Annotated in this window: 26 protein-coding genes; 15 read left to right on the top strand and 11 right to left on the bottom strand. The window is 68.5% G+C overall.

Annotation, left to right across the window (positions count from 1 at the left end; all coding sequences use genetic code 11):
- Positions 1-83: 83 nt before the first annotated feature.
- The gene (locus tag OV287_RS01705; RefSeq protein WP_267532205.1) at positions 84-1,148 is read right to left on the bottom strand and encodes a cysteine synthase A; all 1,065 of its coding nucleotides are present in this window, start codon (positions 1,146-1,148) and stop codon (positions 84-86) included.
- A gap of 240 nt (positions 1,149-1,388) precedes the next feature.
- Here OV287_RS01705 and OV287_RS01710 point away from each other — a divergent pair, with 240 nt between their 5' ends.
- Entirely contained in the window at positions 1,389-1,655 is a 267-nt protein-coding gene (locus OV287_RS01710; protein WP_267532206.1) for a hypothetical protein, read from the top strand.
- Positions 1,656-1,763: 108 nt separating this feature from the next.
- On the opposite strand, the gene OV287_RS01715 is transcribed toward OV287_RS01710, so the two are convergent.
- The gene (locus OV287_RS01715; RefSeq protein ID WP_267532207.1) at positions 1,764-3,338 is read right to left on the bottom strand and encodes an aromatic amino acid hydroxylase; all 1,575 of its coding nucleotides are present in this window, start codon (positions 3,336-3,338) and stop codon (positions 1,764-1,766) included.
- Positions 3,339-3,407: 69 nt separating this feature from the next.
- Positions 3,408-4,343, bottom strand: coding sequence for a LysR family transcriptional regulator (locus tag OV287_RS01720; RefSeq protein WP_267532208.1), 936 nt, complete (start codon positions 4,341-4,343; stop codon positions 3,408-3,410).
- A gap of 111 nt (positions 4,344-4,454) precedes the next feature.
- Here OV287_RS01720 and OV287_RS01725 point away from each other — a divergent pair, with 111 nt between their 5' ends.
- Together OV287_RS01725 and recF are read left to right on the top strand one after the other, a co-directional pair.
- The gene (locus tag OV287_RS01725) at positions 4,455-5,672 is read left to right on the top strand and encodes a hypothetical protein (RefSeq protein WP_267532209.1); all 1,218 of its coding nucleotides are present in this window, start codon (positions 4,455-4,457) and stop codon (positions 5,670-5,672) included.
- 47 nt (positions 5,673-5,719) lie between these two features.
- A complete protein-coding gene (gene recF / locus OV287_RS01730; protein WP_267532210.1) occupies positions 5,720-6,871 on the top strand; it encodes a DNA replication/repair protein RecF in 1,152 nt (383 codons plus the stop codon).
- Positions 6,872-6,974: 103 nt separating this feature from the next.
- Here recF and OV287_RS01735 read toward each other — a convergent pair whose 3' ends face one another.
- The 4 genes from OV287_RS01735 to OV287_RS01750 are packed head-to-tail and all read right to left on the bottom strand — an operon-like array spanning position 6,975 to position 10,486.
- Positions 6,975-7,778, bottom strand: a complete 804-nt coding sequence (locus OV287_RS01735; RefSeq protein WP_267532211.1) for a hypothetical protein — start codon at positions 7,776-7,778, stop codon at positions 6,975-6,977.
- 54 nt (positions 7,779-7,832) lie between these two features.
- Positions 7,833-8,570: a hypothetical protein gene (locus OV287_RS01740; RefSeq protein WP_267532212.1), complete on the bottom strand. Its 738-nt coding sequence runs from the start codon at positions 8,568-8,570 to the stop codon at positions 7,833-7,835.
- Between the two features lie 3 nt (positions 8,571-8,573).
- Entirely contained in the window at positions 8,574-10,136 is a 1,563-nt protein-coding gene (locus OV287_RS01745) for a Ycf46 family AAA ATPase (RefSeq protein WP_267532213.1), read from the bottom strand.
- 53 nt (positions 10,137-10,189) lie between these two features.
- A complete protein-coding gene (locus OV287_RS01750; RefSeq protein WP_267532214.1) occupies positions 10,190-10,486 on the bottom strand; it encodes a YiaA/YiaB family inner membrane protein in 297 nt (98 codons plus the stop codon).
- A 117-nt stretch (positions 10,487-10,603) separates the two neighbouring features.
- Between OV287_RS01750 and OV287_RS01755 the strand changes: the two genes are divergently transcribed.
- Positions 10,604-11,482 carry a LysR family transcriptional regulator gene (locus OV287_RS01755; protein WP_267532215.1) on the top strand — a complete coding sequence of 293 codons (879 nt, stop codon included), beginning with the start codon at positions 10,604-10,606 and terminating at the stop codon, positions 11,480-11,482.
- 6 nt (positions 11,483-11,488) lie between these two features.
- Here OV287_RS01755 and OV287_RS01760 read toward each other — a convergent pair whose 3' ends face one another.
- Together OV287_RS01760 and OV287_RS01765 are read right to left on the bottom strand one after the other, a co-directional pair.
- Positions 11,489-11,641, bottom strand: a complete 153-nt coding sequence (locus OV287_RS01760; RefSeq protein ID WP_267532216.1) for a hypothetical protein — start codon at positions 11,639-11,641, stop codon at positions 11,489-11,491.
- A gap of 150 nt (positions 11,642-11,791) precedes the next feature.
- Entirely contained in the window at positions 11,792-12,868 is a 1,077-nt protein-coding gene (locus OV287_RS01765) for a hypothetical protein (protein WP_267532217.1), read from the bottom strand.
- Positions 12,869-13,012: 144 nt separating this feature from the next.
- Here OV287_RS01765 and OV287_RS01770 point away from each other — a divergent pair, with 144 nt between their 5' ends.
- The gene (locus OV287_RS01770; RefSeq protein ID WP_267532218.1) at positions 13,013-13,372 is read left to right on the top strand and encodes a hypothetical protein; all 360 of its coding nucleotides are present in this window, start codon (positions 13,013-13,015) and stop codon (positions 13,370-13,372) included.
- Between the two features lie 53 nt (positions 13,373-13,425).
- On the opposite strand, the gene OV287_RS01775 is transcribed toward OV287_RS01770, so the two are convergent.
- The gene (locus tag OV287_RS01775) at positions 13,426-13,800 is read right to left on the bottom strand and encodes a hypothetical protein (RefSeq protein WP_267532219.1); all 375 of its coding nucleotides are present in this window, start codon (positions 13,798-13,800) and stop codon (positions 13,426-13,428) included.
- Positions 13,801-13,991: 191 nt separating this feature from the next.
- On the opposite strand from OV287_RS01775, the gene OV287_RS01780 reads away from it, so the two are divergent.
- The 10 genes from OV287_RS01780 to OV287_RS01825 all read left to right on the top strand — a co-directional run bounded on the left by OV287_RS01780 (position 13,992) and on the right by OV287_RS01825 (position 24,485).
- Complete coding sequence (locus OV287_RS01780; RefSeq protein ID WP_267532220.1) at positions 13,992-14,507, top strand: hypothetical protein; 516 nt, start codon at positions 13,992-13,994, stop codon at positions 14,505-14,507.
- 146 nt (positions 14,508-14,653) lie between these two features.
- Positions 14,654-15,352 carry an MlaE family ABC transporter permease gene (locus tag OV287_RS01785; RefSeq protein WP_373371901.1) on the top strand — a complete coding sequence of 233 codons (699 nt, stop codon included), beginning with the start codon at positions 14,654-14,656 and terminating at the stop codon, positions 15,350-15,352.
- Between the two features lie 7 nt (positions 15,353-15,359).
- Positions 15,360-16,181 (top strand): ABC transporter ATP-binding protein, encoded by an 822-nt coding sequence (locus OV287_RS01790; RefSeq protein WP_267532222.1) that lies wholly within the window; start codon positions 15,360-15,362, stop codon positions 16,179-16,181.
- Entirely contained in the window at positions 16,178-17,431 is a 1,254-nt protein-coding gene (locus OV287_RS01795) for an MlaD family protein (protein ID WP_267532223.1), read from the top strand. The genes OV287_RS01790 and OV287_RS01795 overlap by 4 nt, the downstream gene beginning before the upstream one ends.
- Before the next feature lie 97 nt (positions 17,432-17,528).
- Complete coding sequence (locus OV287_RS01800) at positions 17,529-18,980, top strand: ferritin-like domain-containing protein (RefSeq protein WP_267532224.1); 1,452 nt, start codon at positions 17,529-17,531, stop codon at positions 18,978-18,980.
- A 34-nt stretch (positions 18,981-19,014) separates the two neighbouring features.
- Complete coding sequence (locus tag OV287_RS01805) at positions 19,015-20,409, top strand: hypothetical protein (protein WP_267532225.1); 1,395 nt, start codon at positions 19,015-19,017, stop codon at positions 20,407-20,409.
- Entirely contained in the window at positions 20,406-21,278 is an 873-nt protein-coding gene (locus OV287_RS01810; protein ID WP_267532226.1) for a hypothetical protein, read from the top strand. Before OV287_RS01805 ends, OV287_RS01810 begins: the two co-directional genes overlap by 4 nt.
- Positions 21,262-22,650, top strand: a complete 1,389-nt coding sequence (locus OV287_RS01815) for a radical SAM/SPASM domain-containing protein (RefSeq protein WP_267532227.1) — start codon at positions 21,262-21,264, stop codon at positions 22,648-22,650. The genes OV287_RS01810 and OV287_RS01815 overlap by 17 nt, the downstream gene beginning before the upstream one ends.
- A gap of 5 nt (positions 22,651-22,655) precedes the next feature.
- A complete protein-coding gene (gene qhpG, locus OV287_RS01820; protein ID WP_267532228.1) occupies positions 22,656-24,107 on the top strand; it encodes a flavin-dependent monooxygenase QhpG in 1,452 nt (483 codons plus the stop codon).
- A 45-nt stretch (positions 24,108-24,152) separates the two neighbouring features.
- A complete protein-coding gene (locus tag OV287_RS01825) occupies positions 24,153-24,485 on the top strand; it encodes a pyrophosphohydrolase domain-containing protein (protein ID WP_267532229.1) in 333 nt (110 codons plus the stop codon).
- Between the two features lie 2 nt (positions 24,486-24,487).
- Here the strand turns inward: OV287_RS01825 and OV287_RS01830 are convergent, their stop codons facing one another.
- Complete coding sequence (locus OV287_RS01830) at positions 24,488-25,744, bottom strand: hypothetical protein (protein ID WP_267532230.1); 1,257 nt, start codon at positions 25,742-25,744, stop codon at positions 24,488-24,490.
- Positions 25,745-25,789: the final 45 nt, after the last annotated feature.

Consider the following 25,789-nt stretch of genomic DNA (forward strand, 5'->3'; position numbering starts at 1 on the left):
ACCGCCAGCGTTGGGGAGGGCAACTATCCCATGGCGCCGCGAGAGCGGAAGTTCACGGCGCGGAAGTCTCCGGTGCGAGCGGCTCAGGACGCCTTGGTGAGGAGCACGTCGGGCAGGAGCGAGCTGGCCGAGGGGGTTTCGGGGCCGCGCTCCAGCCAAGGGGGAACGGGGAGGCCCTTGGAGCGGAGGAAGGCGGGGTTGAAGAGCTTGCTGGCGTAGCGGTTGCCGGAGTCGCAGAGCACGGTGACGAGGGTATGGCCCGGCCCGAGCTTGCGGGCGAGGCGGATGGCACCGGCGACGTTGACGGCACTGGAGGCGCCGAGACAGAGGCCCTCGTGCTCGAGCAGGTCGAAGAGGACGGGGAGGGCCTCGGAGTCGGGAATCTGGAAGGGCTCGTCGACGGGAGCGCCCTCGAGGTTGGCGGTGATGCGACCCTGGCCGATGCCCTCGGAGATGGAGGAGCCCTCGGACTTGAGCTCGCCATGGGCGTACCAGTGGTAGAGGGCGGCGCCCATGGGGTCGGCGAGCCCGATGACGATGTTGGGGTCGCGCTCCTTGAGGGCCATGCCGACGCCGGCGAGGGTGCCGCCGGAGCCGACGGCGCAGATGAAGCCATCGATGCGGCCGCCGGTCTGGCGCCAGATTTCAGGACCGGTGGTCTCGAGGTGGGCCTTGCGGTTGGCGACGTTGTCGAACTGGTTGGCCCAGACAGCGCCGTTGGGCTCGCGAGCGTTGAGGGCCTCGGCGAGACGGCCGGAGACCTTCACGTAGTTGTTGGGGTCCTTGTAGGGGACGGCGGGGACCTCGATGAGCTCGGCCCCGACGAGGCGGAGCATGTCCTTCTTCTCCTGGCTCTGGGTGTCGGGGATGACGATGACGGTGCGGTAGCCGAGGGCATTGCCGACGAGGGCGAGGCCGATGCCGGTGTTGCCGGCGGTGCCCTCGACGATGACGCCACCGGGGCGCAGGCGGCCGCGGGCGATGGCATCCCGGATGATGAAGAGGGCGGCGCGGTCCTTGACGGACTGGCCAGGGTTGAGGAACTCGGCCTTACCGAGGATGGTGCAGCCCGTGAGCTCGGAGGCGCGCCGGAGCTTGATGAGGGGCGTGTTGCCGATGGCCGAGATGATGTCTTGATGGAAGATCATGGGGGCTCGCAACCGGGAGGGTAGCGCCCGGACACCCACCGGCTCAAGGCACGCTTCGTGTACTGCCTGGTGCCGTGTCAGGCCGGGCGAGGCCGAACCGTCCATCAAAATACCCGAGAGGTGCTCCTCGTGGAGCGTGGGCAGTCCATCCCACAGTGCCCTCCAGGGTCATACAGAAGATCCGTACGCTATAGGTAGTGAGAAGGCAGCGATAACCCAACCCATGAAGGAAAAGCAGATATGGCATTTGGATTGAACAACGAGTCCTCCACGCAGGATGTCTCCACCCACGGCTCGAGCCAGGGCTTCACTGGGCCCGCAACCTGCCCGCACTGCGAGCACGTCGGTCCGGTGCTCCCCGACTTCGGGCTCCGCGAGGTGAACGGAAAGATCGTGCGGCAGTCGTGGTGCAGCCGATGCCGCAGCCGGCACTCCAGGTGGCGGCAGTACTACGAGAGCATGGGCCTGCCGATCCCGGCGCGGTGCACCTGCCGGTCGACCCAGTAGTCGCTGGACTCGAAGGTGAACGGACGCGGTGAATGAAAAGGGCCTGGGTCACCCGGATGGGGACCCAGGCCCTTGTCTATTGGGCGAGGAGGTGGCCGCCGGCGGTACCTACGCCCGTGCGGCCTTCTTCAGCTCCTCGAGCTCGACCTTGAGGAGCCAGTCGTCGCGGAAGTCGGTGGCGGCATTGCCGATCTGCTCCAGGCGCGCGAGGTTCACGGACTTCGACTCGCGCATGGTGCGCACCTCGCGGTAGAGCGCCGCGAGCGACGGATGCAGCGCCATGGCCTTCTTCTCACGGGCCTTTGCCTCGCCCTCGCCCTCGGCGAAAGCATTGAGCTCTCCGAACCAGCGGTCCCACGCGCCCGGGTCCGCGGGCCCACCGGCCACCGAGGGCAGTCCCGTACTCAGGAACAGCTTCGTCACGTTCGGCAGCTCCACCGGGCGGCCGTCCAGCTCGCCGCGCAGGTTGAGCACCTCGCCCTCGCCCACCGCGAAGCCCTGGATCTTCAACCCACTGGCGAGCTCCAGCTTGAAGGGCCCCTTGTCCGGCAGCGTCCCCTCGCCGAACGCCACCAGCGCCAGGCCCGGCCACGGCTTGCCCTCGGCCTTGCCCTCGCGCGACACCATCACCGGGCCCTCCAGCCGCACCAGCGCGCTGTTCAGGCCTTCGGCCACCGGACGCGCCCCAGGCAGGGCCTCCACCACACGCGCCGTAATCTCCCGGCCATCCGCCAGTACCAGGTGGTTCACCGTGCGCGCCTGGATGGCCTCGTTCAGCCCGTAGTCTCCGCCGCGCTTCCACGCGAGCGTGGCCTCGAACTCACTCAGCACCTCGAAGAGGTGCTCGAAGTCCCGCGCCACGAAGAGCTGTGGCTGCATGCGGGTGATGTCGTACTCGGTGTCCGCGCACACCAGGCTCAGCGGCACCTTCTTCACCGCGTCGGTGAGGCAGTGCTTCGCCTCGCCGATGCTCGAGAGCAGGCCGGCGCCGTAGATGCGCGGGTGCTCCAGGCTGCCGATCATCCCGTACTCGGCCGTCCACCAGTAGAGCCGCGAGGCGCGGGTGCTCTCGCTGACGTAGCGGCGGCTCTGGTTGGCGGCTTCCAGACGGTCCTGCGCGTGCTGGATCTCCTCCTGCGTCGCGGTGGGGTCCTCCTTCACCACGCTCAGGTTGCGGATGGCCTGGAAGACGGCCTCGTCCTCCACGGTGGCGATCGCCTTGAAGCCCACCAGCCCGCAGCGCTTGAGGTACTCGGCGTAGCGCGTGTTGGCGATGATGGGCGCGTGGCCGGCGCTCTCGTGGACGATGTCTGGGGCCGGCGTGTACTGGATGTGCTCGTGCGTGCGGATGTCCGCCGCGATCGCCAGCACGCCCAGGGCCTGCAGCTCGGTGAACACCGCGGGCGGGATGAAGCCGCGCACGCTCACCGCCGCCCAGCCCAGCTTCGCCAGCTTCTCGTTCATCTCATCCAGGCTGGGAATGCGCTCCAGCCCGATGCCGGTGGCCTCCAGGCCCTCGAGGTAGACGGAGTGCGCCTTGTCGGCCAGATGGCTGCGGAGCTGCCCGAGGATGTGGCGCCACACCGCCTGGTCTCTCGGCGTGTAGGCGTCGTAGTCCTGACTCACCACATAACGCCGCAGATGCGCGGGAAGCCGGGCAATGGTCCGTTCGGTGGGGGTCATGGATTTTCCTCCGTTGCTTCAAGTCTAGGCACCAGGGGCCCCGACGGAAATCCGATAAATACCGACGTCTTATTCGATTTTCCGCCGTTTTGACGCGAGGCGCTGACGCAGTCCGCCAAGGACGAGCTGGGCCGCCTCGGAGCCGGGGCCGCCCGAGGGACGGAGTGTCACCACCTCGACGAATTGGGGCTGCTCTTCGCGCAGGGGCCAGACGGAGAGGTCCTCGGGGAAGGAGCGCAGCAGCCGCAGGTCGGGGGCGATGGCGCAGGCGCGGTAGGCGCGCAACAGGTCGAAGAGGTGGAGGAAGCTCTGCACGCGCGACACCTCGCGCACCGTGACGTCATGGGCGGCGAAGCGGGCGCTGTTGGCGCTGCCGTACGGGTCCTCGCGCTGCCAGTCCACGAAGGGCTGACCCTGCAGGTCTCGCACGTGGAGCGTGCGGCGAGCACCATGGCGTGAGGACAGCTCGCTGCCTGGGCCGGCGAGCACGACGAAGGGCAGGTGAAGCAGGGACTCGGACTCGACGCCGCGGTGGGGGGGCAGCGGGGTGAAGTCCACGGCGAGGTCCAACTGGCGCGTCTGCACCTGGCGCACGAGCTCGAAGGTGCCGCCGAAGCTGACCTCCAGCTTGATGTCTGCTTGGGCCACGTCTCCAGCAATGCCGGCGAGCAGGAAGTTGGAGAGGGTGGGGTTGAGGCCCAGGCGCAGGCTGGCCTCGGCGCTGGCGAGGTCCCTCAGGCGCTTGAGGTCCAACTGGTGCAGGGGGGTCTGGGTGCCCTCGTAGAGCTTCTCACCGCGGGCGGTGAGTTGGAGGCGGCGGCCGGGGCCTCGCTCCAGGAGAGGCTGACCATCGGCGAGGGTCTCCTCGAGGGCGCGGATGTGCTCGCTGACGACAGAGCGGGCCACGCCGAGGTGTTCGGCGGCACCTTCGATGCTGCCGGACTCGACGGCGGCCGCGAAGGACTCGAGCCAGACGAGGTGCCGGGGGAGCTTGCGCGGGGGCATGGAGACTCATCCTTACGTCGAGTGCCGCGGAGTGTCATCGTTCACTCGTTACCCCGAGAGGCTACCGGGGGCCTGCCTCCGCGCTCGTGTATCTCTATAGTGGACGTAATCGTGGCCACCCACCCGGACAACCTGCGAGCGCGGCTGGAAGAGCGCGGAGAACTGCTCGAAGCCACCCGGCTGCGCTACCGGGCGCTGGAGAAGATGCTGCGGGCCTTCTTCTGGAAGGATCGGGTGCGGGCCAACCTGGAGCTCCTGCGCGAGGTGGCATTGGCGCAGCCGCAGGTGGACACCACGCTGGATGCGGTGGCCCGGCGCGCGGCGGTGGAGGGCTGGCCGAGGCGTTCGGCGCCGATGGTGCTGCTGGCCGAGGTGGCTCGGTTGCGCGGGGCCGTCGCGGCGGCGGTGGAGCGGCGGCTCATCGCGAAGCAGAAGCCGGCCCTGCTCGGCGAGGCGCTGCTGAAGCTGGAGGAGGAGGTGCTGGACGCGGGGCCGCTGCTGGGGCGGCGCTTGTGGATCCAGGCGGTGGAGATATTGCCGCGCAACCTCCAGGAGTTGAGGGCGGCCTGCGCGGCGGGGGAGGTTTTCGAGCGTGTCTTCAAGCGTCCAGCCGCCGAGGGTGCGTTGCCCTTCGACGCGGTGGAGGCGGACGAGGTGCGGCGGGCGCTGCTCGTGGCGGACAAGGCGCTGGAGGCGCTGTGGTCTCGGCTGGAGCGCTTCGACGGCACGGGTCGGGTGAGTGCCTTCCTGGAGAAGCGGATGAAGCGGGCGCCGGTACGGCCTCCGCGCAGCGGGCCGGAGTTGCTGCTGCACGCGGCGTTCTGGCACGACCTGGCGCGAGCGCGGCTGAGGGCGCTGCTGGAGTCCCGGCTGTCGCCGGTGATGCCTCGCGAGGAGGAGTGGCCGGAACTGCTGGGGTGGCTGGTGGTGAGGGAGGGCTCGGCGCGGGTGGGGCTGCCCACCTCGGAGGTGCTGAGCGAGGGGCGGGCGGGGCTGCTGGAGGTGGCGGCGGAGGTGGCGGCGCTGTCGCGAGCGCGTCCCGTGGGGCCATGGAACGAGGAGGCCGCGTGGGTGCGACTGTGGACGGCGGCCCAGCGGGCGAAGTCCGAGACTGGGGCGGATGCGGAGCGGCTGCGAGAGTCGCTGCGCCTCTTCATCCGGCTGAGGGGGCAGGGGCAGACGCCGGCGCGGCTCTTCTCCTCGGGGCGTCCGGAGCTCGCCGGGCTGCCGGGTGGACAGACGGGCAGAGAGCCGGAGGATCTGCCGGGGCTGGTGCAGCGGGCCCGGGAGGCGGCCGGGCAGCCTCGGACGGGAAGGGTGTCAGGGTAGGTCTTTAACCTGGACGCTCACGTGTACGGATGGGAGAAAGGCCTCCCGTGCGGCTGCTGGCACTCCACGTCCAGGACTTCCGAAACCTTGGCCAGGTCACCCTGGCGCCGAGTCCGCACGCGTCCATCGCGGTGGGGCAGAACGGGCAGGGGAAGACGAACCTGCTGGAGGCGCTCTACTTCCTGGCGACGCTCAAGCCGCTGCGAGCGGGGCGCTTGTCGGAGTTGGTGCGGTGGGGCGCGCAGTCGGCGCGGGTGACGGGCCGCTTTCTGCTCAAGGGGGCGGAGCGGGAAATCTCCGTGGAGGTGGCTGGCGGGGTGCGTCAGGCCTTCGTGGACGGGAAGAAGGCGGCGAGCCTGGAGGAGTACTTCGGGGGCGTGTCGGTGGTGGCCTTCACACCGGACGACCTGGAGGTAGTGAAGGGAGGGCCGGACGCGCGGAGGGCCTTCCTGGACCGGGCGGTGTTCAACCGCTTCCCGGCGTTCCTGAGGGAGAGCCGTGAGTACGGGCGGGCGCTGAAGAACCGCAACCGGCTGTTGCGCTCGGGCCCGGTGGACGCGGCGTACCTGGACGCCTACGACGAGACGCTGGCGAAGGCGGGGGCGCGGGTATACGCGCGGCGGCGGGCGTTGATGGCGGAGCTGGCGCCGAGGGCACAGGCGACATTCGCCTCCATTGGGCGGACGCCGGAGCCGGCGGCCTATGGCTACCACCCGGCGCACCTGGGAGACGTGGACTTCCCGGGGGCGGACGAGGCGGCGCTGGCGGTGGCGTTGCGGGAGGCGTTGGCGGCGAGGTCTCGGAGGGACTTGGATCGGGGCTTCACGTCGGTGGGGCCGCACGCGGACGACGTAACGGTGACCTTGGGCGCGAGGAGCGCGCGGGCGTACGCGAGCCAAGGCCAGCAGCGGGCGTTGGTGCTGGGGTGGAAGATCGCGGAGATCGAGAACCTCGAGGCGGCGATGGGCTTCCTGCCGTTGCTGCTGCTGGACGACGTGTCGAGCGAGCTGGACCCAGAGCGCAACACGTACCTGATGAACTACCTGGCGGCGAGCGGGGCGCAGGTCTTCCTGTCGACGACGGATGCGGGGCTGGTGCGAGGAGCCGCAGCGCAGGACACGCTATGGCTGGGAGTGCGAACGGGAGAAGTCACGAACGTGACCCCGGAGCAGGCGCAACCCGCGGACGAGCCCGCCTGACACCGTGCACATATCCCCTCGCCCTCCGGGAGAGGGACGGGGTGAGGGTATCGAGCATCCCAGGTTGCCCCTGTGCGATGTCCCCTCTCCCTTTGGGAGAGGGCTAGGGTGAGGGTCTTCCGTATGGAGAGGGCCTCCCGAGCACGAACATCCAGAAGGCCCGCGACTCGAGCTCCAGAGCGTTCACGGTGGCCTCCACATCGCCCCGGTGCTTCTTGAACATCCGGAGGAACTTATTCACCGAGGAGGCCTGGTTGGCGTAGGGACCCGAGGGTTGCGTCCACCGGTCGTGCCGGGTGCCACGTGGCTGTCCCCACATCGCGGCGAGGAACGGCAGCACGTCATGTTGACCCAGGAGTTTGCGCCCGGTGACGAACCGGTTGAAGGCGCGGTGCCCGCCAGGGGCACGCAGGAGGGTACGCAGCAACTCGGCCTGTTCTCCGCGCTCCATCCACGAGGGGGGGCGGTTGCGGTCCCGGGCCCACCTTCGCCGCAGGGCCTCCTTGCGCGCGGTCTCCGCGGGGTGCTCGAAATCCTTCTCAGCCGAGAGATGGAACAGCGCGTGGTCTCTGATGACGCCCTGGGGAACGAGGCCCCGGAGGTGACTCAGGCGGCTGTGCTGGGGCAGCGGGCGGGCGATGGCGCGGGCCCAGCGGATGAAGGGGGCGACCTTGTCTGCCTGACGTCGCCGACACACCATGTAGCGAATGTCCCCGGTCGCATCATCATCGAGCCCTGCGAGGTCTTCGAAGGCCTCCGGGTCGCGGGTGAGCTGAGCCACCTCCACACGGGACTGGCGGCGCGCGGAGCGGTGGATGCGGGCGCGCTCAGCACGTGCCGAATCGCGATGCCGCGAGGGCAGCAGCGAGCGGGTCATATCCCGCGCTTTCTCTTCTCCGTAGACCATGGAGTCCTCCCTGCGGGGAGGACGGAGCGAGCAGCGGGTTCCTGACAGTGAAGCTCAGTGCCAGCGTCCCCAGCGCCCACCGCGCCCGGCGGTGAGCATCGAGGTGGGAATGAAGCTCACGACGACGAGCACGCCCAGATACAACCCGAACAATCGGAGGGGCCCGTTGCCGAAGCGCACGAGGAGGACGGGCAGGCCAATGACCGAGGCGAGCGTCATCCAGCGCGCGAGCGGATGAGGAATGTGCCGCAGCAGCCCCAGGCCGAGGCACGGATCGAAGAGGGGCTGGAGCCTGCTGAGAAACGAGCGATCCCTCACCAGCTCCTGATGGAGCTGCTCCACGAACCGTTGCCGCTCGGCAAGCCGCTCAGCTTCCTCCTGTGCGCGGGCCTGCTGGAGGACCTGCACCTGCTCGCGAGTCTGGGCTTCGACCTGCGCCTGGGCGCGCCAGCGCTCCTCGTTGTAGGCGAGCTGCTCGGGCGACTGGAGGTCCGAGCCGCACGTGGTGCACTCGCGGGCGAAGCGGCCGTTCTCGGCCTCGCACCGGACACAGCGCGGAAAGAGCTGTCCACGAGTGGACTCGGCATCGAGCGCCAGCGGGGTCTGCCCATGGAGCTTGAATCGCTCGACATGAGCCTCGGGGACGGAGACGGAAGCAGGGACGTCGCCGCTGGGCCCGGCCACGGACTCGAAGCGGCCTCCGTCCTGCAGCCGCACCTGTCCGTCGGACTGGGGCTTCTCGCCGCGCGAGCGTTCGAGGTGGAGGAAGCGGGAGAACTTGTTGGAGGACATCGCCTACTCCTTCCTGGCGCTATTTCCGGACGATGAAGCAGGACGGGTGCGGCCGCGGGCCCACTCGCGCAGCCGGACGATCTCATCCCGCATGGTGACGGCGAGCGGGAAGGTCTCCTGGAGGGCGCCGGCAATGTGGCGCTGCTCCAGCTCCACGCCCTGGCCGAAGGCCTCGTAGAGCGCGGCGATGATGGCCTGCTCTATCTCCGCGCCACTGAAGTTCTCGGCCAGGGTAGCCAGCGCGTTCAAATCAAACGTGGCCGGGTCGCGCTTTCGCCGCTGCAGGTGGATGCGGAAGATGTCACGGCGCTCGGCGGCCTCGGGCAGGTCGATGAAGAAGATCTCATCGAAGCGGCCCTTGCGCAGCAACTCAGGGGGCAGGCCTTCAATCCGGTTGGCGGTGGCGACCACGAACACCGGGGACGTCTTCTCCTGGAGCCAGGTGAGCAGCGTGCCGAAGACGCGCGCGGTGACGCCGCCGTCGGTGGTGCCCGAGGAGGCCACGCCGGACAGGCCCTTCTCAATCTCATCCACCCAGAGCACGACGGGGGCGATGCTCTCGGCGACGCGGATGGCCTTGCGGAGGTTCTCCTCGGAGGAGCCCACCAGTCCGCTGAAGATGCGGCCCATGTCGAGCCGCAGCAGGGGCAGGTTCCAGTGCGCGGCGATGGCCTTGGAGGTGAGGCTCTTGCCGCAGCCCTGCACGCCGAGCAGCAGCAGGCCGCGCGGCTCGGGCAAGCCGAACTGGCGGGCGCGCTCTCCGAAGGCGGCGGTGCGTTGGGTGAGCCACTGCTTGAGGTTCTGCAGGCCGCCCACGTGGCCCAGGTCCTGCTCCGGAGGGTAGTACTCGAGCAGCCCGCTCTTGCGGATGACCTGGCGCTTCTCGTCCTGGACGCGGCGGATGTCCGCTGCGCTCAGCTTGCCGTCGTGGGCAATGGCCTTGGCGAAGGCATTCTCCGCCTCGGACAGCGTGAGGCCCTGGGCCGCCTGGATGAGCTGGGCGGCGTGCTCGCGCGACAGCTCGATGCTGGCCTTGTTGCTGCGGCGCACCACCGCGACGATCTCCTTGAGCAGGTTCATCAGCTCCTGGAACCCGGGCAGCGGGACGTCGAGGACAGACACCTCCTTCTCCAACTCGGTGGGGATGACGAGGGTGGGAGACAGGAGGATGACAGTGGTGAAGGTACTCTTGAGGGAGTGGGCGAGCTCGCGCAGGGCGCGCACCACGGACTTCTCCTCGAGGTAGGGGTGGAAGTCCTTGAGCACCACGAGGGAGGGCTCGGTGAGCTTCTCGATGGCGGCGAGCGCGTCGATGGGGTTGCGCGTGTCCTCGGGGAGGGCGGGACCGCGGGAGCCACCCAGGTAGCGCAGGCCGCGGGCGATGGACCAGGACAGGAGCACCTTGCCGTGCGCGCGTGCCAGGTCCGCGAGGAGGGAGTCCACGCGGTGCTCCTCCCACGAGACGAGGTAGAGGAGGGGGTAGCGGGCGCGGATGAGGATGTCGAGCTCCTCCAGCCAGGGAGCGGAGGAGGACCCGGGACGAGGGAGCGCGGGACTGGACACCATGCCCCTGGATATACCAGTCCGGGTGTGCCTCGCGCACCGGGGGGCAGGTGGGACTACTTGAGACTTACAGGGTCCACCTCGGCGAGCAGCTTGGTGACGCGGGCCTCGTCGATGCGGGCGGTGAGGCGCTCCTGCTCGTGCTGGTCGCGCACCGTCTTGGACAGGCTGAAGGTGGAGCCGATGGTGAAGAGCAGGCCCATGCCCAGGAAAGCCTTCTGCCAGCCGTCGATGGGCAGGTGGTAGATGCCGACGGCCATCACGCCGACCGCCAGGGCGAAGGAGAGCCAGGTCTGGATGACCCAGGCGCCACTGTGAGTCTGCTGCACGGGGGTGGTGTTGGGGCGGGACATGATGGACCTCGTTTGGAAGAGCGCTTCCGGTGGAAGCGCGTTGACGAGACACAAGATGCCCCTGTTCCTCGCAAACTGCATGGAACTAATGGCTCGTCATTCGATAAGCTCCAGTGAATGATTCAACTCCAGCGTCTCGAGGGCTTCTACTGGGTCGCGCGGTGCGAGGGTTACGCCCGGGCGGCCCGCGCATTCCCGTACCCCATCACCCAACCGGGAGTGCACCAGCAGGTGAAGCGGCTGGAGTCCGAGCTGGGCGTGCGCCTCTTCGAGCGGGTGGGCAAGGACCGCGTGGTGCTCACGCCGCAAGGCCGCGCGCTCTACGAGTACATGGCGCCGTTCTACGAGGGCTTGTCCTCGCTGGAGCGCTCGTTGCGCTCGGGCACGGTGGGAGGGCGGTTGCGCATCCACGCCTCGGGGCACACGCTGCGCCACCTGCTGCCCCCGTGGCTGAGGCGGCTGCAGGGACAGCGGCCCGACATCGAGGTGCTCCTCTTCGAGGCGAAGGTGCCCGCGGTGTCCCTGGTGCGCTCGGGTGAGGCCGACCTGTTGGTGGACCACCTGCCCGACGTGCCCGCGGACCTGGAGGCGCAGCAGGTGGGCAAGACGCGCGCCTTCCTCGTCTTCCCGTCCAACCACCGGCTCGCGCGCAAGGGCCCCGTCAGCCCCGAGCAGTTCCGAGACGAGCCCTTCATCACCTACAGCTCGGATCCTCAGCTGAGGGATTTGCAGCTCGCGGCGTTGTCGCACTTCGGCGTGGTGCCGCAGCGGATGTACGCGGCGGACTCGTCCGAGACGATCCTCGGCTTCGTTGCGGCGGGGCTCGGCTACTCGCTGCTGGCCTCGCTGCTGCCTCGCGGGCCGAAGGTGCCCGGCGTGGTGGCACAGCCGCTCTCCGAGCCGGCTCGCGAGTTCCCCATCTACATGGCCTGGCGCAAGAGCCCCCAGCGCAATCCACTCATCGACGCGCTGCTGGGGCTCGCTCCCAAGCCGTGAGGCTGTCTACTTGTCCTGCTCGGAGCCCTTGGCCGCCTGGCCCTTCTGCTTCTCCTTGATGGTGCCCAGGCTGTTGCTCCACCACTCCGGGCATAGGAGGACGAAGAGGCCTCCGAACACCACCATGCCCACCAGGGAGACGACGATCACTTCACTCATTCGTTCCTCCACACCGCCCTGATTCAAGAGCGGCAACGTTCCTCTACAACAGCGGAGGACCGTAGTTTCCCGCCAGGTCCGAGCACTGAACAGCCAGCCTGTTGAGAGAAAACAGGCCATCTGGGGACATTCAGGTCCGAACGTCCCCGGCTACCAGGATCGCAGACCCGAGGCCCACACGTACAGCGTTGTCTCCAGCGGGTATTTCCCAGGCTGTGAGACATGCTTTTGGATGCCTCCGAGCACCGCCGTGGTGCGCAGGTCCGTGTGCCACCCGGCGAGCTCCTCCGAGGCCCGTGTGGCGGCGATCGCCAGCGCCGTCGCGCCCTGCCCGTAACCGCCGATGATGGGGCCGCTCGCCGCATCCGCTGCCCGCTCCACCCCGCGAGGCCACTCACGGCACGCCGCGGCTCCTGGGAAGACGCGCTCGCAGAAGTCCTTCAGCAGCACGTTGGCGAAGGTGCTCGCCCCCGGGTGTCCGCTCATCGCCAGGAAGGCGGCGCTCCAGGCCAGCACGGTCCCTCGCGGCGTTTTCTTCAGGATGCGTCCCTTCGCATCCACCTGCGTGGGAAACCCGCCCGGTGACTCCAGGAGCTTCACCAGGTGAGCAGCGAGCCGCTCGCCCGCGGCACGTGAGGCCTCGTTGCCCCGCAGCCTTCCGTGCAGCAACAGCCCCGAGGCCGCGAGCGCGTTATCACAGGGCCAGATGCTCTCTCCGAAGCTTGGCAGCAGCGGCTGCTTCGAGAACGCCTCCACCGTCTGCGCCGCGAGCGCATCGAAGAGCGTCCGGTGCGCCTCATCCGAGAAGCCCGCGCGCTCCAGTCCCGCGAGCATCAATAGCAGGAACCCTCGGTACAACACGCTGCGAGGCAGCGAGTACCCGGCCACCTGTGTGCTGCCCGTATTGCGGAAGGGCGTGCGGGCCCGGCCGAGCGCATCGGTGAGGAGCGCTTTCAGCCGCTCGCGGACGTCCGGCGGCGCCTTGCCCTCGAGTGAGGCCTGGACGAGGGCGAAGGAGAGGAAGGCATCGCACGAGAGCTGGGCCTCGGAGAACGGGTGCTCCTTCAATCCCAGCAGCCGCCCCGAGCACCCCGGGCCCACCACCTGTCGTTGGAGCACCTCCAGGTCGACGCTCTGTCCATCAGGCAACTCCAGCCGCGCCGCGAGCACGGCATTCCATGGGAGCACCAACGACAGGACGAGCACGGTGGCGGCGAGGCGAGGCATGGGCCGCAGTATGAGCGAGCCAAGGCGGGCGCGGGACGTCTCACGGTGGGGAGTCCGCCTCTACGACGCGGCATGTCAGGCCCCGATGTTACGTCCGGTCCATGGGCATGCGGGACCGCGCGTCCCATTCCTTGGAGGAGTTTCGTGAAGAAGCTGTCGATGCTGCTCGCCGTGCTCTCCCTGGCTTCGGCGCCTGCCTTTGCCGCCGACTACAAGTGCAATGGCAATCGGGTGGAGAAGGGCGGCAGCACCCAATACACCGTGCGCACCTCGGGCTCGGACATCGCCATTGAGAAGGGGGGCGGCACTCGGGGCAGGGCCGTCAAACGCGGGAGTGATTACGCCGTCGAGGTGGGTGGCAGCACCCAGGCCACCATCGAGAACGGCCGCATCTACAAGGGCGGCTCCACCTGGGGCTCCGTGAGCGAGGCCCAGCGCATCTACGACTGCCCGGACATCGTGGCCGCCACCCTCTGGGTACTCGAACAGAAGGGGCAGCTCTAGTCGCTCGCTCCCTCACCGGCCCGCCGTGAGGGCCACGGCGGGCCCTCGCTCTCTCACGCCCGCTTGCGCATGCGGAAGCGCCGGAGCGGATGCGTGCCCGGCCCGGCCGCCTCTTGCGACACGTGCTGGAAGTAGGAGAAGCGGTACTCCGCCCACAGCACCACGTAGGCCACCCCGAAGATTGCCGTGGCCACCACCGACCACCACGACACCGCGAAGGCGAGGCTCACCAGCGCCGACACCACGCACACCACCCCGATGCCCAACGCAACATCTCGGCGCCGGGGCGACTCCGACATGGCCAGGCCCATGGAGATGAGTGCCATCGCCAACAGCAGCCACGCCAGCGTGAAGGCCTCCCGGGCATACAGGAGGGCAATCGAAAGCAGGAACAATCCCAATCCGAACAGGCCCAACCCACCGTCCATGAGGTGCCTCCTCCTTTGGAGTACCCAGTAGCAAGGGTTCAGGCCCTAACATCCGCATCTGTCCACCAGTGGAGGAACGCTCGGCGCGGCGTGCGCCCGGCACGTCCGGCAGCCCTCCGCGTGGCAGGCATTCAACCTTTTATTCCCGCGGGAACTCACCACCCCTTGCACGGGTGCCTACCCTCGCGGCGATGATGAGGGGAGCCGTCCGCCACGTCCTTCCGCTGTTGTTGCTGCTCGCGCCAGCCGTGGGTTGCCACCGAGGGGTGCGCTTCGAGAACCAGGTGTTCTCCAAGCCCGGGGTGCGCTACCGCGTGGGTGCGCTGCCGCATGTCTGGGAGCGGGTGAAGCTCTCTCAAAACGACCTGGCCTGGTACACCGAGCAGACGGGCCATGCGCTGTCGGTGAACTCCACCTGCCGCGAGCACGAGGACGCGCCGCTGGACGTGCTCACCCGCCACCTGGTGATGGGCTTCACCGAGCGGCTGGAGCTGGAGCAGCAGAAGGTGGTGGTGGATGAGCGCGAGGGTTTGCGCTCGCGCTACCGGGCCAAGCTGGACGGCGTGCCGGTGGAGCTGCTCTTCCTGGTGCTGAAGAAGAACCAGTGCATCTACGACTTCACCTACGTGGCGCCGCTGGGGCGCTACGAGGAACGGCTCGAGGGCTTCGAGTCGCTGGTGCGCGGCTTCCACGCGGAGGACGTGTGATGGCGACAGGGACCGAGCTGCACCATCCTCACTATCGGCACCACCGGCCAGTGGAGTCCTCTCAGGCGGGGGCCATTGGCACGGAGGTCGGCACCTTTGGCCAGCGACTGCGGGCGCGGTTGGAGCGGCTGGGCTCGCTCATCGTGATGACGGGCCAGGTGGCGGTGCGCGCGGTGAGCCCGCCGTTCTCCCCCTCCGCGCTCGTCTACCAGGTGGAGGCGCTGGGCGTGCGCTCCCTGCCCATCGCCCTGCTGACGGCCATCTTCGCGGGGCTCGTCATCTCCCTGCAGTTCGGCTTCTTCCTGGGGCGCTTCGGCGTGCAGTACACGGTGGGCCGGGTGGTGGTGCTCTCTCTGTTCCGCGAGCTGTCCCCGGTGCTCATCGCCCTCACGGTGGGGGCGCGCGTGGGCTCGGGCATCGCCGCGGAGCTGGGCTCCATGACGGTCACCGAGCAGGTGGATGCCATCCGCGCCCTGGGGGCGGACCCGCTGCGCAAGTTGGTGGTGCCCCGGGTGCTCGCATGCCTGGTGCTCATGCCAGCGCTCACGGTGCTCGCGGACGTCATCGGCATGCTGGCCGGCGCCCTGGTGGTGAAGGTGCAATACGACATCAGCTACCACCTCTTCTTTCAGGGCGCGCTGCAGACGGTGTTGATGAGTGACTTCATCTCCGGCGTCATCAAGGGCTTCGTCTTCGGGGGAATCGTCGGAGTGGTGGGCTGCTTCCGCGGGCTCACCGTCGAGGGCGGCACCGAGGGCGTGGGCCGCGCCACCACCCAGACGGTGGCCACCACCTCCGTCACGGTCTGCCTGGCTGACTTCTTCATCACCAAGCTCACCCTGTAACTCCGAGATGCTCTTCCGCCACCGCCCACCCCGCTTGCAGTTCCGGCCGCCTCAGCAGGGCGAGGAGCTCATTCGCTTCGAGCACCTGCAGAAGTCCTTCGGGCCCAAGCGCGTCTTCGATGATCTGCAGCTCTCCGTGTACGCGGGCGAGACCCTCACGGTGATTGGAGGCTCGGGCACGGGCAAGAGCGTGCTGCTCAAATGCCTCATCGGGCTGCTGCGCTCGGATGCCGGACGCATCCTCTTCGAGGGGCAGGATTTGACCGGCTTCCACGAGGAGGACTTCATCGGCGTGCGCCGGCACGTGGCGATGGTGTTCCAAGGCGCGGCGCTGTTCGACTCGCTGACGGTGGGGGAGAACATTGCCTATCCACTGCGCGAGCACTTCCCGGACATGTCGCCCGACGAGATTCGCGAGCGGGTGGCCCGGAAGCTGGAGCTGGTGAACCTGCCGGGCGTCGAGGAGATGCGGCCCGCGGACCTGTCGGGCGGCATGAAGAAGCGGGTGGGATTGGCGAGAGCCATTGCCACGGATCCAGAGGTCATCCTCTGGGACGAGCCCACCACGGGGTTGGATCCTGTCACCACCGAGAACATCAACCAGATGATTCGTTCCATGCAGAAGCAGCTCGGGTGCACGTCCATCGTGGTGACGCACGACATGATGAGTGCCTTCACGGTCTCGGACCGGATCGCCATGCTGGCCAACCGGCGCATCGTCCAGGTGGGGTCGCCGGAGGAGATGAGGGACTCCACGCTGCCGGAGGTGCGGGCCTTCCTGGATGCGCGGCGGCAGGAGTTCCGGACTCAGGAGGAGGTGGCGCAATGAGCCTCTTCAGCACCACATTGGCGGAGAAGCGCCTCGCGCTGCGGGTGGGCACGTTCGTGGCGGTGGTGTTGGCACTGGCCGGGCTCATCGTCTTCCTCATTGGAGAGGAGTCGCGCATGTTCGAGAAGGAGGTGACGTTCCACACCTACTTCGAGAACGTGGAGGGCTTGTCGGACGACTCGCCGGTGTGGCTGGGCGGCCTGGAGGTGGGACGGGTGGCCGGGGTGGATTTCCCCTCCAAGCCCGGGGACAAGCGGCTGGAGGTGAAGCTGCGGATGAGCGCGCAGCACGCGCAGCGGGTGCGTCAGGACTCGGTGGCGCGGCTGTCGAGCCTGGGCGTGCTGGGAGACAAGGCGGTGGACATCACCGTCGGCTCGCCGAATCAGGCGCAGGTGCCGCCGGGCGGGGAGATTCCGAGCTCGAGTGGGGCGGACATGTCCTCGCTGATGAAGAACGCGGCGCAGGTGATGGAGGACTCGGTGGCGGTGAGCCGCGCGGTGCGCGAGATGGTGGAGGAGTTCGCCGAGCCCCAGGTGGCCGAGGACCTGGCCGCCAGCGTTCACAGCCTGCGGATGCTGCTCGAGGAGGTGGAGAAGGGAGACGGCGCCCTGCACGCGCTCATCTACGACAAGCAGACGGGCAAGGAGATAAAGCGGTTGCTGGCGAATGCCTCGCGCACGGCGCTGCGGATGGAGAAGGCGATGGGGCACGTGGAGGGGCTGCTCAATGAGGTGCACAACGGCGACGGCACGGCGCACGCGCTCATCTACGGCCAGGAGGGAGCCAAGGCGCTGGGCGAGCTGGGGGCCGCGGCGGAGCAGCTCGCGGTGCTGATGGAGGACGCGAGGAAGAATCCGGACGGCGCGGTGCACAAGCTCGTCTACGGGGACGCGGGCAACATGCTGGCGGACCTGGGGAGCGCGGCGGCGGACATCAAGCAGATCACCTCCATGGTGGCGCGGGGCGAGGGCTCGCTGGGCGGCATCCTGAAGGATCCAACGGTGTACGAGGATCTCCGGGAGGTGGTGGGCAACATGCGGCGCAACAAGGTGCTGCGCACGCTGGTGCGCTTCGCCATCAGCAACAACGAGAACGTGCAGTACGTGGGGCGGCCCATCGAGCCGCCGAAGGATGACGAGTCTCGGCGGGGAGTCGGAGGCGCGGGCGAGCCCACGCCAGAATCTCCGAAGCCGCCGCCGCTCATCCTGCCGCTGCCGCCACCCGTGCCTTCAGGGGGAAGTGTTCCCTAAACGCTATCTCTCTTTGAGAGACGTCATCGTGGATTGACTCTCGCGAGACCCGGGTGGTCTCGTGCGCGCGCTGCATCCACGACGTCTCGGAGGGGACATGCGTTCACGGATGAGCAGGCACCTGGGCTCGATCCTTCGGCTCGAGCAGGCTCCGACGCTTCGCGCCCTGGCGGTGGAAGCCAGGGGGGTGAAGCCCCTGATTCGTACCGAGCCGGTGCTTCCCCCCGAGTTCTCCTGGCATGACTACGCGGTCCTGTTGCTTCACATCGCCGCGGAGGTCGAGCACGCCCTGATGGTGCAGTACCTGTATGCCGCCTACTCGCTGGGTGGACCGCAGGTGCCTCCGAAGCACCGCGATCGGGTGCGGCACTGGCAGGAGGTGGTGCTGGGCATCGCCAAGGAGGAGATGGGGCACCTCATCACCGTTCAGAACGTGCTGCGCCTGATTGGTGGGCCGCTGAACCTCGACCGCGAGGACTACCCGTGGGGCAATGACTTCTACCCCTTCGAGTTCACCCTCGAGCCGCTGACGAAGGATTCGCTGGCCCGCTACATCTTCGCGGAGATGCCGGCCGGCTGGGACACCGAGGAGGCTCGGGAGATCAAGAAGCGCGCGGCGAAGGGTTCCTCCGGCCAGCCTCTGCACCGCGTTGGTGAGCTGTATGACCGGATGCAGAAGATCCTCGCCAACCCGGAGTATGTGAAGGAGGCGGACTTCCAGGCCGCCACCACGACCTTCCAGGCCTCGTGGGACGAGTGGGGGCGCGGCTACATGCGCGGCGCTCGGGGACAGGCCACTTCCTCCCGTCGCCAGAGCACGCCCGATGTCATCGTTCAGCCGGTGAGCTCTCGGGACGAAGCCGTCGAGGCGCTGGCCGCTGTCGGCAAGCAGGGCGAGGCACGCTTCTACGACCAGGACCTGGAGGAGCGCTCGCACTTCCGCCGCTTCCTGGAAATCTACCGGGAGTATCCAGAGGGCGAGTGGACGCCCACGAGGCCGGTGCCCATCAACCCGAAGACGGTGATGGACCTGAACGCCAACCAGGTGGTGCGCTCCTTCAAGGCGGTGTCCCGCGGTGGCGCCGCACCCCCGAGCGCCAACATCACCCACCCCGAGTCCTCCAGGTGGGCGCATCTGTTCAACCTGCGCTACCGGATGCTGCTGGTGAACCTCTCGCACGCCTATGAGCTCGCCGGAGCCATCGGCCAGGGGGATGTGCTCACCGCACGCGGCCTGCTCATCAACCGCACCTTCGGTGAGATGTACAACGTGCGCTCCATCTCCAACATCCTGGTGGAGCTGCCGCTGGACGAGTCGGGGTCCGGTGTGGTGGCCGCGCCTCCCTTCGAGATGCCCTACTCGTTGGACTTGCCCCCCACGGAGGCGGACCGGTGGCGGCTCCACCGCGACCTGCTGGAGGCGTCCCAGAACCTCACCCGGCAGCTTCGCGAGCTCTACCCGAACCGGCACACCGACTACCTCCGCGCCCTGGAGGACCTGGACGCCGAGGCCCTGGCGAGCGTCCGGAAGATGATCCCGAAGTCCTGAGCCGCACCCGCTCCGCCTCACCGGAGGACCTGGCGTGACCATCAAGGAACTGCGAATCCTTCCCCCCCTGGCCATCGCGCGTCTTGGCGAGGCCTCGGAGCCGCTCGACAACTACGAGCTGGAGGTGGACCCCGAGGATCCACTCGGGTACCGGCGCCTGCGGCCGGCCCCCACCTTCCGCGTGGACCCGGTGACGGGTGCCATCTCGGCGTTCATGCCCGAGGAGATCCGCTTCAAGTCGCCCGAGGGCCATATCCGGCCCGTGGCTCCCTTCCTCGAGGTGTGGGCGGTCACCTCGAACGACAGCCTGGTGCCGCTCACCCAGGAGCTGCTCGCGCAGAATGGGCTGCGTCCCTCGGATGTGAAGTGGGAGGTGCGGGTCGGCAACATCAAGCCCTTCCGGCGCACCGGGGACAAGAATGACAAGATCCTCGCGAGCACCGGACGCTTCTCCGACCACGACGTCCACCCGCTGCGGGGTGAGTGCCGCAACTTCCGCACGGGCAAGGTGCTGCCGCTGGGCTCGGTGCGCTACATCCGCCCCACCGATGAGTTCCCGGAGATCCGCCTGCGCTTCACCCCCGCCGCCGGCAAGGTGTACGGCGCCAGCGAGGAGACGCCGGGGTCGGACGGCAAGCCCACCCGGGACGAGAACATCGCGGACGTCATCTATGACCCGAAGAAGGGCAAGTGGCAGGGCTACGCCGAGAGTTCGGGCCCGACGCTGACCATGCCCGCGCAGATCTACGCCGGCTTCGCGCGGGGTGATGAGCAGGTGAGCTTCGGGTACCTCGACGACGAGTGCGATGGTCTGGTCCATGTGCAGCTCAAGCTCAAGGGCGCGGCGGAGCCTCTGAAGGCCTTCGCCCGTATCGGCGCGGGGCCGCCCGCCTTCGCGCCGGACAGCTTCCCGGTGCGCACGGTGGCCGATGACCTGGACCAGGCGCTCAACGGCACGGATGCGAGCGCGCGCGACGCCTCGCTCGAGGCGGCCGAGGACATCGTCCGGCGGGCCTTCGAGACCGTCCGGTTGATGAACACCGCGGTGATGAATGGCAACACGGTGAACGGCCAGGTGGACGTGGCCAGCACCATGGTGCGCCAGGACACGGCGGACACCGGCCGCCTCTTCGAGCCCATCATGGCTCCCTCGCTGGTGGACAACCTCACCATCAAAGCCCTGCACCAGAACGTCTTCACGGCGCTGCGCAGCGGGGCGGCGCCCTGGTTCTCGGACGTGTTGCGGCGTCATGACGAGGTGGGTGACCTGAGCAACAAGGGACGGCGCAAGATGCCCGCGCTGATGCGAGGGGCGGACGGACGGGCCCTGACGCTCACCCGCCGGCAGGTGGACATCATCCGCAAGGCCGCGCGAAAGGCCCAGTTCCAGAAGGCCGCGTCGGGCAAGGACGGGGAGGAGACGGAATGAAGAAGCTGGATCCGAAGAACCTGTCCGCACAGCTCCACTATCGGGCCGCCGGCAATCCTCCCGGCACGATGCCCTCGTCCGCCATCTCCAACTGCTTCCCGGGGCTGGAGTTCGACTTCCGCAGCGTGTGGCGCCGCATCTTCGTCGGCATCGAGATGCACGAGGCGGACAACTACGTGCTCAAGACGGACCGCGGCTTCGAGCACCTGCTTCATCATCGGCTGTTGCGCGTGGATGGCCATCCGCTCGTCGTGCCCGTCATGGGCCCCCAGCGCCCCGGAGCCGATCCCATCCAGCTGACCAACTCGGCCAACCCCGAGGGCGTCGCCTTCATGGAGTGGTCCAACGTCCTGGCGGAGGTGCTGCAGGCCAAGGCGGGCAAGAAGGTCCGGTGCGAGTTCACCCTGGAGGAGTCGCCGAAGCCGGCCGCCATCCCCAAGGACAAGAAGAAGCTGCTCGCGGTGGACTTGGAACTGAGGCCCTTCTTCGCGCGGGGCGCGCAGGGCCCCTTGGCCGTCATCGCCGAGGAGTTGGCCGAGCCGGGCGAGTTGACCCAGGGCCTGTGCTCGCCGTGGCAGAACGACTACCGCGAGTGCGCCTGCTACTACTGGGCCGCGAGTCGCCCGGACTACGTGAGCGTGGAGCAGGGCCCGCAGGGCACCAGCGTGGGCATCAACTGGCTCCAGAAGGAGCGCGGCCCCGAGGCTCCCCAGCAGTACGTGTTGGACAACCGCGAGGACACCCGGCTCCTCTCCTATGACGACCTGTTCCGCCACTGGCAGGAGTCCCTGCACTTCCAGGTGGAGGGCCGGGACCGGGACGTGGTGACACTGCCGGAGGGAGCGTCCACGGATGAGCGCTCCAAGTGAGGCGCTGGCCAGTCCCCAGACCACCTCCCAGGCGCGGCGGCTCTTCGCGCTGTCCGCGCCTCACGCGCCCTCTGTACACCTCTTCCAGACGGAGCAGGGCCGGCACCTGCTGGTGGTGAACGGCAGTCGCCTCTTCGACGTGGACGCCGAGGTGTTCGAGGCCCTGAACCGTGCGCGGCTGGCGCGGGATGAGGCGATGCTGCGGCGGTTGCTGGAGGAGCTGGGTGTCTCCGAGGCGCCCTTCATCGATGACCAGCCGGTGCAGTCCCCGCCGGTGCGGGCGCTCTCGCTGGCGGTGGCTCAGAAGTGCAACCTGGGCTGCACGTACTGTTACGCGCAGCAGGGAGACTTCGGCGGCCCGGCGCGCAACATGCCACTCCAGACGGCACTGGAGGCGGTGGACCTGCTGCTGCGCGACGTGGGCCGGGGCGAGCGCGTCAACCTCTCGTTCCTCGGAGGGGAGCCCCTCTTCAACCGGAGCGTCATCCGGGCCGCGACGCAGCGGGCCCAGGAGCTGGCACGGGCCCGGGGCGTCTCGCTGACCCTGTCGCTCACCACCAATGGCACGCTGCTGAACGCCGAGGACGCCGACTTCCTGGAGGAGCACGGCTTCGCGGTGACGGTGAGCCTGGATGGGCCGCAGCAGGTGCATGACCGGCTGCGTGCCTTCAAGGGAGGCCAGGGCAGCTTCGCGCGGGTGATGGAGAACGTGACGCCGTTGTTGTCCCGGCAGCGGAGGATGCAGGTCTCCGCGCGCGTCACCGTCACGCCTCGCAATCTGGAGCTGCGCGAGACGCTCGACGCCTTCGTGGCCATGGGGTTTCACAGCGTTGGCTTCTCACCCATGCTCAGCTCTCCCACGGGGCGTGATGAGCTGGGGCACGCCGAGCTGGAGCTGATGCTCGAACAGATGGTGGACTGCGGGCAGGAGTTCGAGCGGCGGCTCATCGCCGGTCAGCGCTATCCGTTCTCCAACATGGTCAATGCCATGCGGGAGATCCACAAGGGCACCCACCGGCCCTATCCCTGCGGAGCCGGCGCGGGCTACCTCGGAGTCTCCGCCAGCGGCGAGCTGGCCGCGTGTCACCGCTTCGTGGGGGACGAGGAGGGCGCCATGGGCGATCTGGCCACGGGGGTGGACCGAGAGCGGCAGGCCCGCTGGCTCACGGAGCGCCACGTGCACCGCCAGGAGCCGTGCCGCTCGTGCTGGGCGCGGTACATGTGCAGCGGAGGGTGCCACCACGAGGTCATCCAACGGGGCCGCCCGGCCTGCGACTACATCCGCGGCTGGCTGCACTACTGCCTGGAGGCGTACAGCCGGCTCTCCCACGCCCGGCCGGACTACTTCGGACTGGCCCCTGCCGCCAGGTGAGTGGCGTGGAGGCTCGGCTCGAGACGGAGGTGTGCGTCATCGGCGGAGGGCCAGCGGGAGCCGCGCTCGCCCTGCGGCTGGCGCGGCTTGGCCATGAGGTCTGTGTCGTGGAGCGCCACGCTTTTCCCCGGCCCCACGTGGGCGAGTCGCTGACGCCGGGGGTATGGCCGCTTCTCGACGCGCTCGGGGTGGTGGAGTCGGTGAGGCGGGGTGGCTTTCTGCCCGCGCTGGAGGCTCTCGTGCGCTGGGAGGACGCCAGCGGGCGGCGCGTCCATGGGCGGTCGGGGGCGATTGGACTGCTGGTGGACCGAGGACGTTTCGATGCGCTGCTGCTGGGTGCGGCGGCCTCGGCGGGTGTGAGGGTGCTCCAGCCAGCCGTGGCGCAGCGGCCCGAGAGGACGTCGAGCGGTTGGGCACTCCCGGTGCTCCACGAGGGGCGGCGGCTCCTCGTGTCAGCGCGGTTCCTCGCGGACGCGAGCGGACGGACCTCGTGCCTGGGTGGCAGGAAGCTGCCCGTCTCCGCGCGCACCCTGGCGTTGTATGGCTATTGGAGAGGGGAGACGCCTCATGGCCCGGAGACCCGCGTGGAGGCGGGACCGGACGCCTGGTACTGGGGCGCACACCTGCCGGATGGCACCTTCAACGCCATGGCCTTCGTGGACCCGGAGCTGCTGCGCGAGCGGGGCATCGGACGGCGGACGCTGAAGTCCTTCTACCGGGAGTTGCTGGGCCGCTCGGGCCTGCTGGAGGCCTGGACGGCGCCACGCCTGGTGAGCGGCGTGCTCGCCTGCGATGCGACCTGTTACCGGGACGCTGTGCCCATCGAGGAGGATTGCATCAAGGTGGGCGAGGCCAGCTTCTCCATTGATCCGCTGTCCTCCTCGGGCGTCCAGAAGGCACTACAGACGGCCCTGAGCGGCGCGGTGGCCGTCCACACCCTGCTCAGCCGGCGCGGTAACGCGGAGGCCGCGCTGCGCTACTACACGGAGGACCAGCGCTACTCCGTCGAACAGCACGCGGCCTGGGCGGCGGGGTACTACCGGGAGTCGCGGGACTACCAGGAGCGGCCCTTCTGGAAGCGCCGGGCCCTCGCGCAGACTGCTCCGGTGTCGGCAGAGGTGAGGCCGCCAGTAGCAGAGGACGAGCTGCTCCACCGCCGCTGGCGTCTGGCGAGCGAGGCCGCCCTGGTGGACACGCCCTGCATCGTTGGTGACGTCATCGAACTCCGCCGGGCCCTGAGCCATCCCCGGCTCGGAAGACCCGTGGCCTACCTCGATGGTATCGAGCTGGCTCCGCTCGTGGAGCGGCTCGGCGAGGCATCCACCGAGGGGCTGACGATGCCGCAGCTTGCGGACACATGGGCTCGGCAGGTGCCGCTCCGCCAGGGGGTTGCCATCATGGGTTGGCTCTACCGTCAGGGGCTCCTCACGGAGGTCGCCGCGAGCGGTCTCCGCTGACCGCCGTGGTTGACAGCCGGAGGCTCGCCAGCGAGGAAGGCACGCATGATCAAGCTCCCCGAGAACGCGGCGATGAAGGACTACCAGCGGTACATCCACGAACTCGAGACGATGCATGGATGGCTGAAGGTGGACCTGGTGCACAACTGTTTCCTCATGGGCGAGGAGATGGGCGAGCTGTTCAAGGCAGTGCGCCGCTACAACAAGCTCTTCGACGAGGGACAGGGCACGCCCACCGAGCAGGCCCGAGCCAACCTCGCCGAAGAGTTGGTGGACGTCTTCAACTACCTGCTGGCCATCTCCAACCGGGTGGGCGTGGACCTGGAGCAGGCGTTTCGGGAGAAGAACGAGCGCAACCAGCAGCGCACGTGGAGCTGAGGCTACTCCCGGCCGACCACCAGTACCTGACGGGCTCGCCCGGGCACTGAGCAGTACAGCCGTAGGACGTCCGGGGCCTCCAGGGGCTCCGCGAGGGATTGGCACCAGCGCAGCAGCTCACGGAGGAAGGCGTCGTCCTGGGGTTGCCACCGCTCATCGGTCGCGACGCGGTGGCGGAGGCGGGCCATCGCTGAGGCGGAGACTCCTGCCAGTGTGCCCTCCCGGGTGATGAAGTACAGGCGGCGCAGGAACACGTCGATGCCGGGTTCCCGGCGGAAGTGCCGGAAGGAACTGCGCGCGAAGACGAACTGCTCGCCCTCCTGTTCGTGCACGGCCTCGCGGTCGAAGTGCCCGGAGCGGAAGAATCGGGTCCGGTACTGCGCGGGCTCGTAGTGCCTGGTATCCCCCGTGAGCCAGGCGAGGTTCTCCTGGCGTTGACGGAAGCCATGGGCGAGATCGTTGAGGTTGCGCTTCACCTCGACCAGGGCCAGCACCTCCACTGGCTGCCCGGGGTGACGCGGCTGGCGGATGAGCAGTTGATCGAGCTCGGTTCGCGCCGCACCAAGACCTACGCCCGTGAGCACCCGGAGGCGCGCCGTGGCACCGGTCCTCGCCCTCCCGAGCAGGTCGGGCTCGATGTATTGCCACGTCAGCGCGAGGGCTTGTTGCTCGAAGCTTCCGCCCGTCTGCCCGGAGCGGTGTCCCTGGTGCCTCAAGAGCGTGGCCAGCTCGGCTTCCGCACGCTCCAGCCCCAGGCGCGAGCGAAGCCGTTGCAACTCCGCATCGGCCCGGAGCAACTCCTGACGCGGAGGACTCTCTCGGGTCAGCGTCACCTGCTCGTGTTGAAGTGTCTGCTGTCTGTCCTGAAAGACGGCGAGCTTTTGCCGCAGGCTCGGTTGCTCCTCAGGCTCGGCCCGAGACAGTGCAGCCCCCAGCCCGGCAATGGCCTTGCCGGTCCGGAGGAGCGCCTCTTCCACCTGGAGAAGCCGTGCCCCGTGGGGAGAGGTCTCATCCGTGGCAGCGGCGCGACGGTGGGTCTGCTCCAACGCACGAAGCTCGGGATGAGCCCGGCGCAGGTCGCGGATCCTCGTGCGCTGAACGAAGGCCGGATCCGACTCCCAGAGAGGGAGCTGTTGGGTGAGCCAGCGGCGGAAGCCCTCCAGGTCGAGGACACGGAGGTCGACGGCCCGCCGCAGCAGGCGGTGCAACTCGCGCGTCCCTCGGGCTACGGAGATGTTGGAGGAGGGGGAGGGCGTCATGAGCGAGCAGTAGCGCCATCAGAGTAACTTCCTCTCCCGGAATGC

It is taken from the genome of Archangium lansingense (assembly GCF_026626635.1).
In the GTDB taxonomy this organism is placed as follows: domain Bacteria; phylum Myxococcota; class Myxococcia; order Myxococcales; family Myxococcaceae; genus Archangium; species Archangium lansingense.

Excerpts from the sequence above, each read along its gene's own strand:
- OV287_RS01780 (WP_267532220.1), top strand. The coding sequence starts at position 13,992 with ATGATGAGGGGAGCCGTCCGCCACGTCCTTCCGCTGTTGTTGCTGCTC.
- OV287_RS01735 (WP_267532211.1), bottom strand. The coding sequence starts at position 7,778 with ATGGTCTACGGAGAAGAGAAAGCGCGGGATATGACCCGCTCGCTGCTG.
- OV287_RS01765 (WP_267532217.1), bottom strand. The coding sequence starts at position 12,868 with ATGCCTCGCCTCGCCGCCACCGTGCTCGTCCTGTCGTTGGTGCTCCCA.
- OV287_RS01715 (WP_267532207.1), bottom strand. The coding sequence starts at position 3,338 with ATGACCCCCACCGAACGGACCATTGCCCGGCTTCCCGCGCATCTGCGG.
- OV287_RS01800 (WP_267532224.1), top strand. The coding sequence starts at position 17,529 with ATGCGTTCACGGATGAGCAGGCACCTGGGCTCGATCCTTCGGCTCGAG.
- OV287_RS01815 (WP_267532227.1), top strand. The coding sequence starts at position 21,262 with ATGAGCGCTCCAAGTGAGGCGCTGGCCAGTCCCCAGACCACCTCCCAG.
- OV287_RS01750 (WP_267532214.1), bottom strand. The coding sequence starts at position 10,486 with ATGTCCCGCCCCAACACCACCCCCGTGCAGCAGACTCACAGTGGCGCC.
- OV287_RS01785 (WP_373371901.1), top strand. The coding sequence starts at position 14,654 with ATGACGGGCCAGGTGGCGGTGCGCGCGGTGAGCCCGCCGTTCTCCCCC.
- OV287_RS01760 (WP_267532216.1), bottom strand. The coding sequence starts at position 11,641 with ATGAGTGAAGTGATCGTCGTCTCCCTGGTGGGCATGGTGGTGTTCGGA.
- OV287_RS01740 (WP_267532212.1), bottom strand. The coding sequence starts at position 8,570 with ATGTCCTCCAACAAGTTCTCCCGCTTCCTCCACCTCGAACGCTCGCGC.
- OV287_RS01705 (WP_267532205.1), bottom strand. The coding sequence starts at position 1,148 with ATGATCTTCCATCAAGACATCATCTCGGCCATCGGCAACACGCCCCTC.
- OV287_RS01795 (WP_267532223.1), top strand. The coding sequence starts at position 16,178 with ATGAGCCTCTTCAGCACCACATTGGCGGAGAAGCGCCTCGCGCTGCGG.
- OV287_RS01755 (WP_267532215.1), top strand. The coding sequence starts at position 10,604 with ATGATTCAACTCCAGCGTCTCGAGGGCTTCTACTGGGTCGCGCGGTGC.
- OV287_RS01720 (WP_267532208.1), bottom strand. The coding sequence starts at position 4,343 with ATGCCCCCGCGCAAGCTCCCCCGGCACCTCGTCTGGCTCGAGTCCTTC.
- OV287_RS01775 (WP_267532219.1), bottom strand. The coding sequence starts at position 13,800 with ATGGACGGTGGGTTGGGCCTGTTCGGATTGGGATTGTTCCTGCTTTCG.
- OV287_RS01810 (WP_267532226.1), top strand. The coding sequence starts at position 20,406 with ATGAAGAAGCTGGATCCGAAGAACCTGTCCGCACAGCTCCACTATCGG.
- OV287_RS01790 (WP_267532222.1), top strand. The coding sequence starts at position 15,360 with ATGCTCTTCCGCCACCGCCCACCCCGCTTGCAGTTCCGGCCGCCTCAG.
- OV287_RS01710 (WP_267532206.1), top strand. The coding sequence starts at position 1,389 with ATGGCATTTGGATTGAACAACGAGTCCTCCACGCAGGATGTCTCCACC.
- OV287_RS01745 (WP_267532213.1), bottom strand. The coding sequence starts at position 10,136 with ATGGTGTCCAGTCCCGCGCTCCCTCGTCCCGGGTCCTCCTCCGCTCCC.
- OV287_RS01825 (WP_267532229.1), top strand. The coding sequence starts at position 24,153 with ATGATCAAGCTCCCCGAGAACGCGGCGATGAAGGACTACCAGCGGTAC.
- OV287_RS01830 (WP_267532230.1), bottom strand. The coding sequence starts at position 25,744 with ATGACGCCCTCCCCCTCCTCCAACATCTCCGTAGCCCGAGGGACGCGC.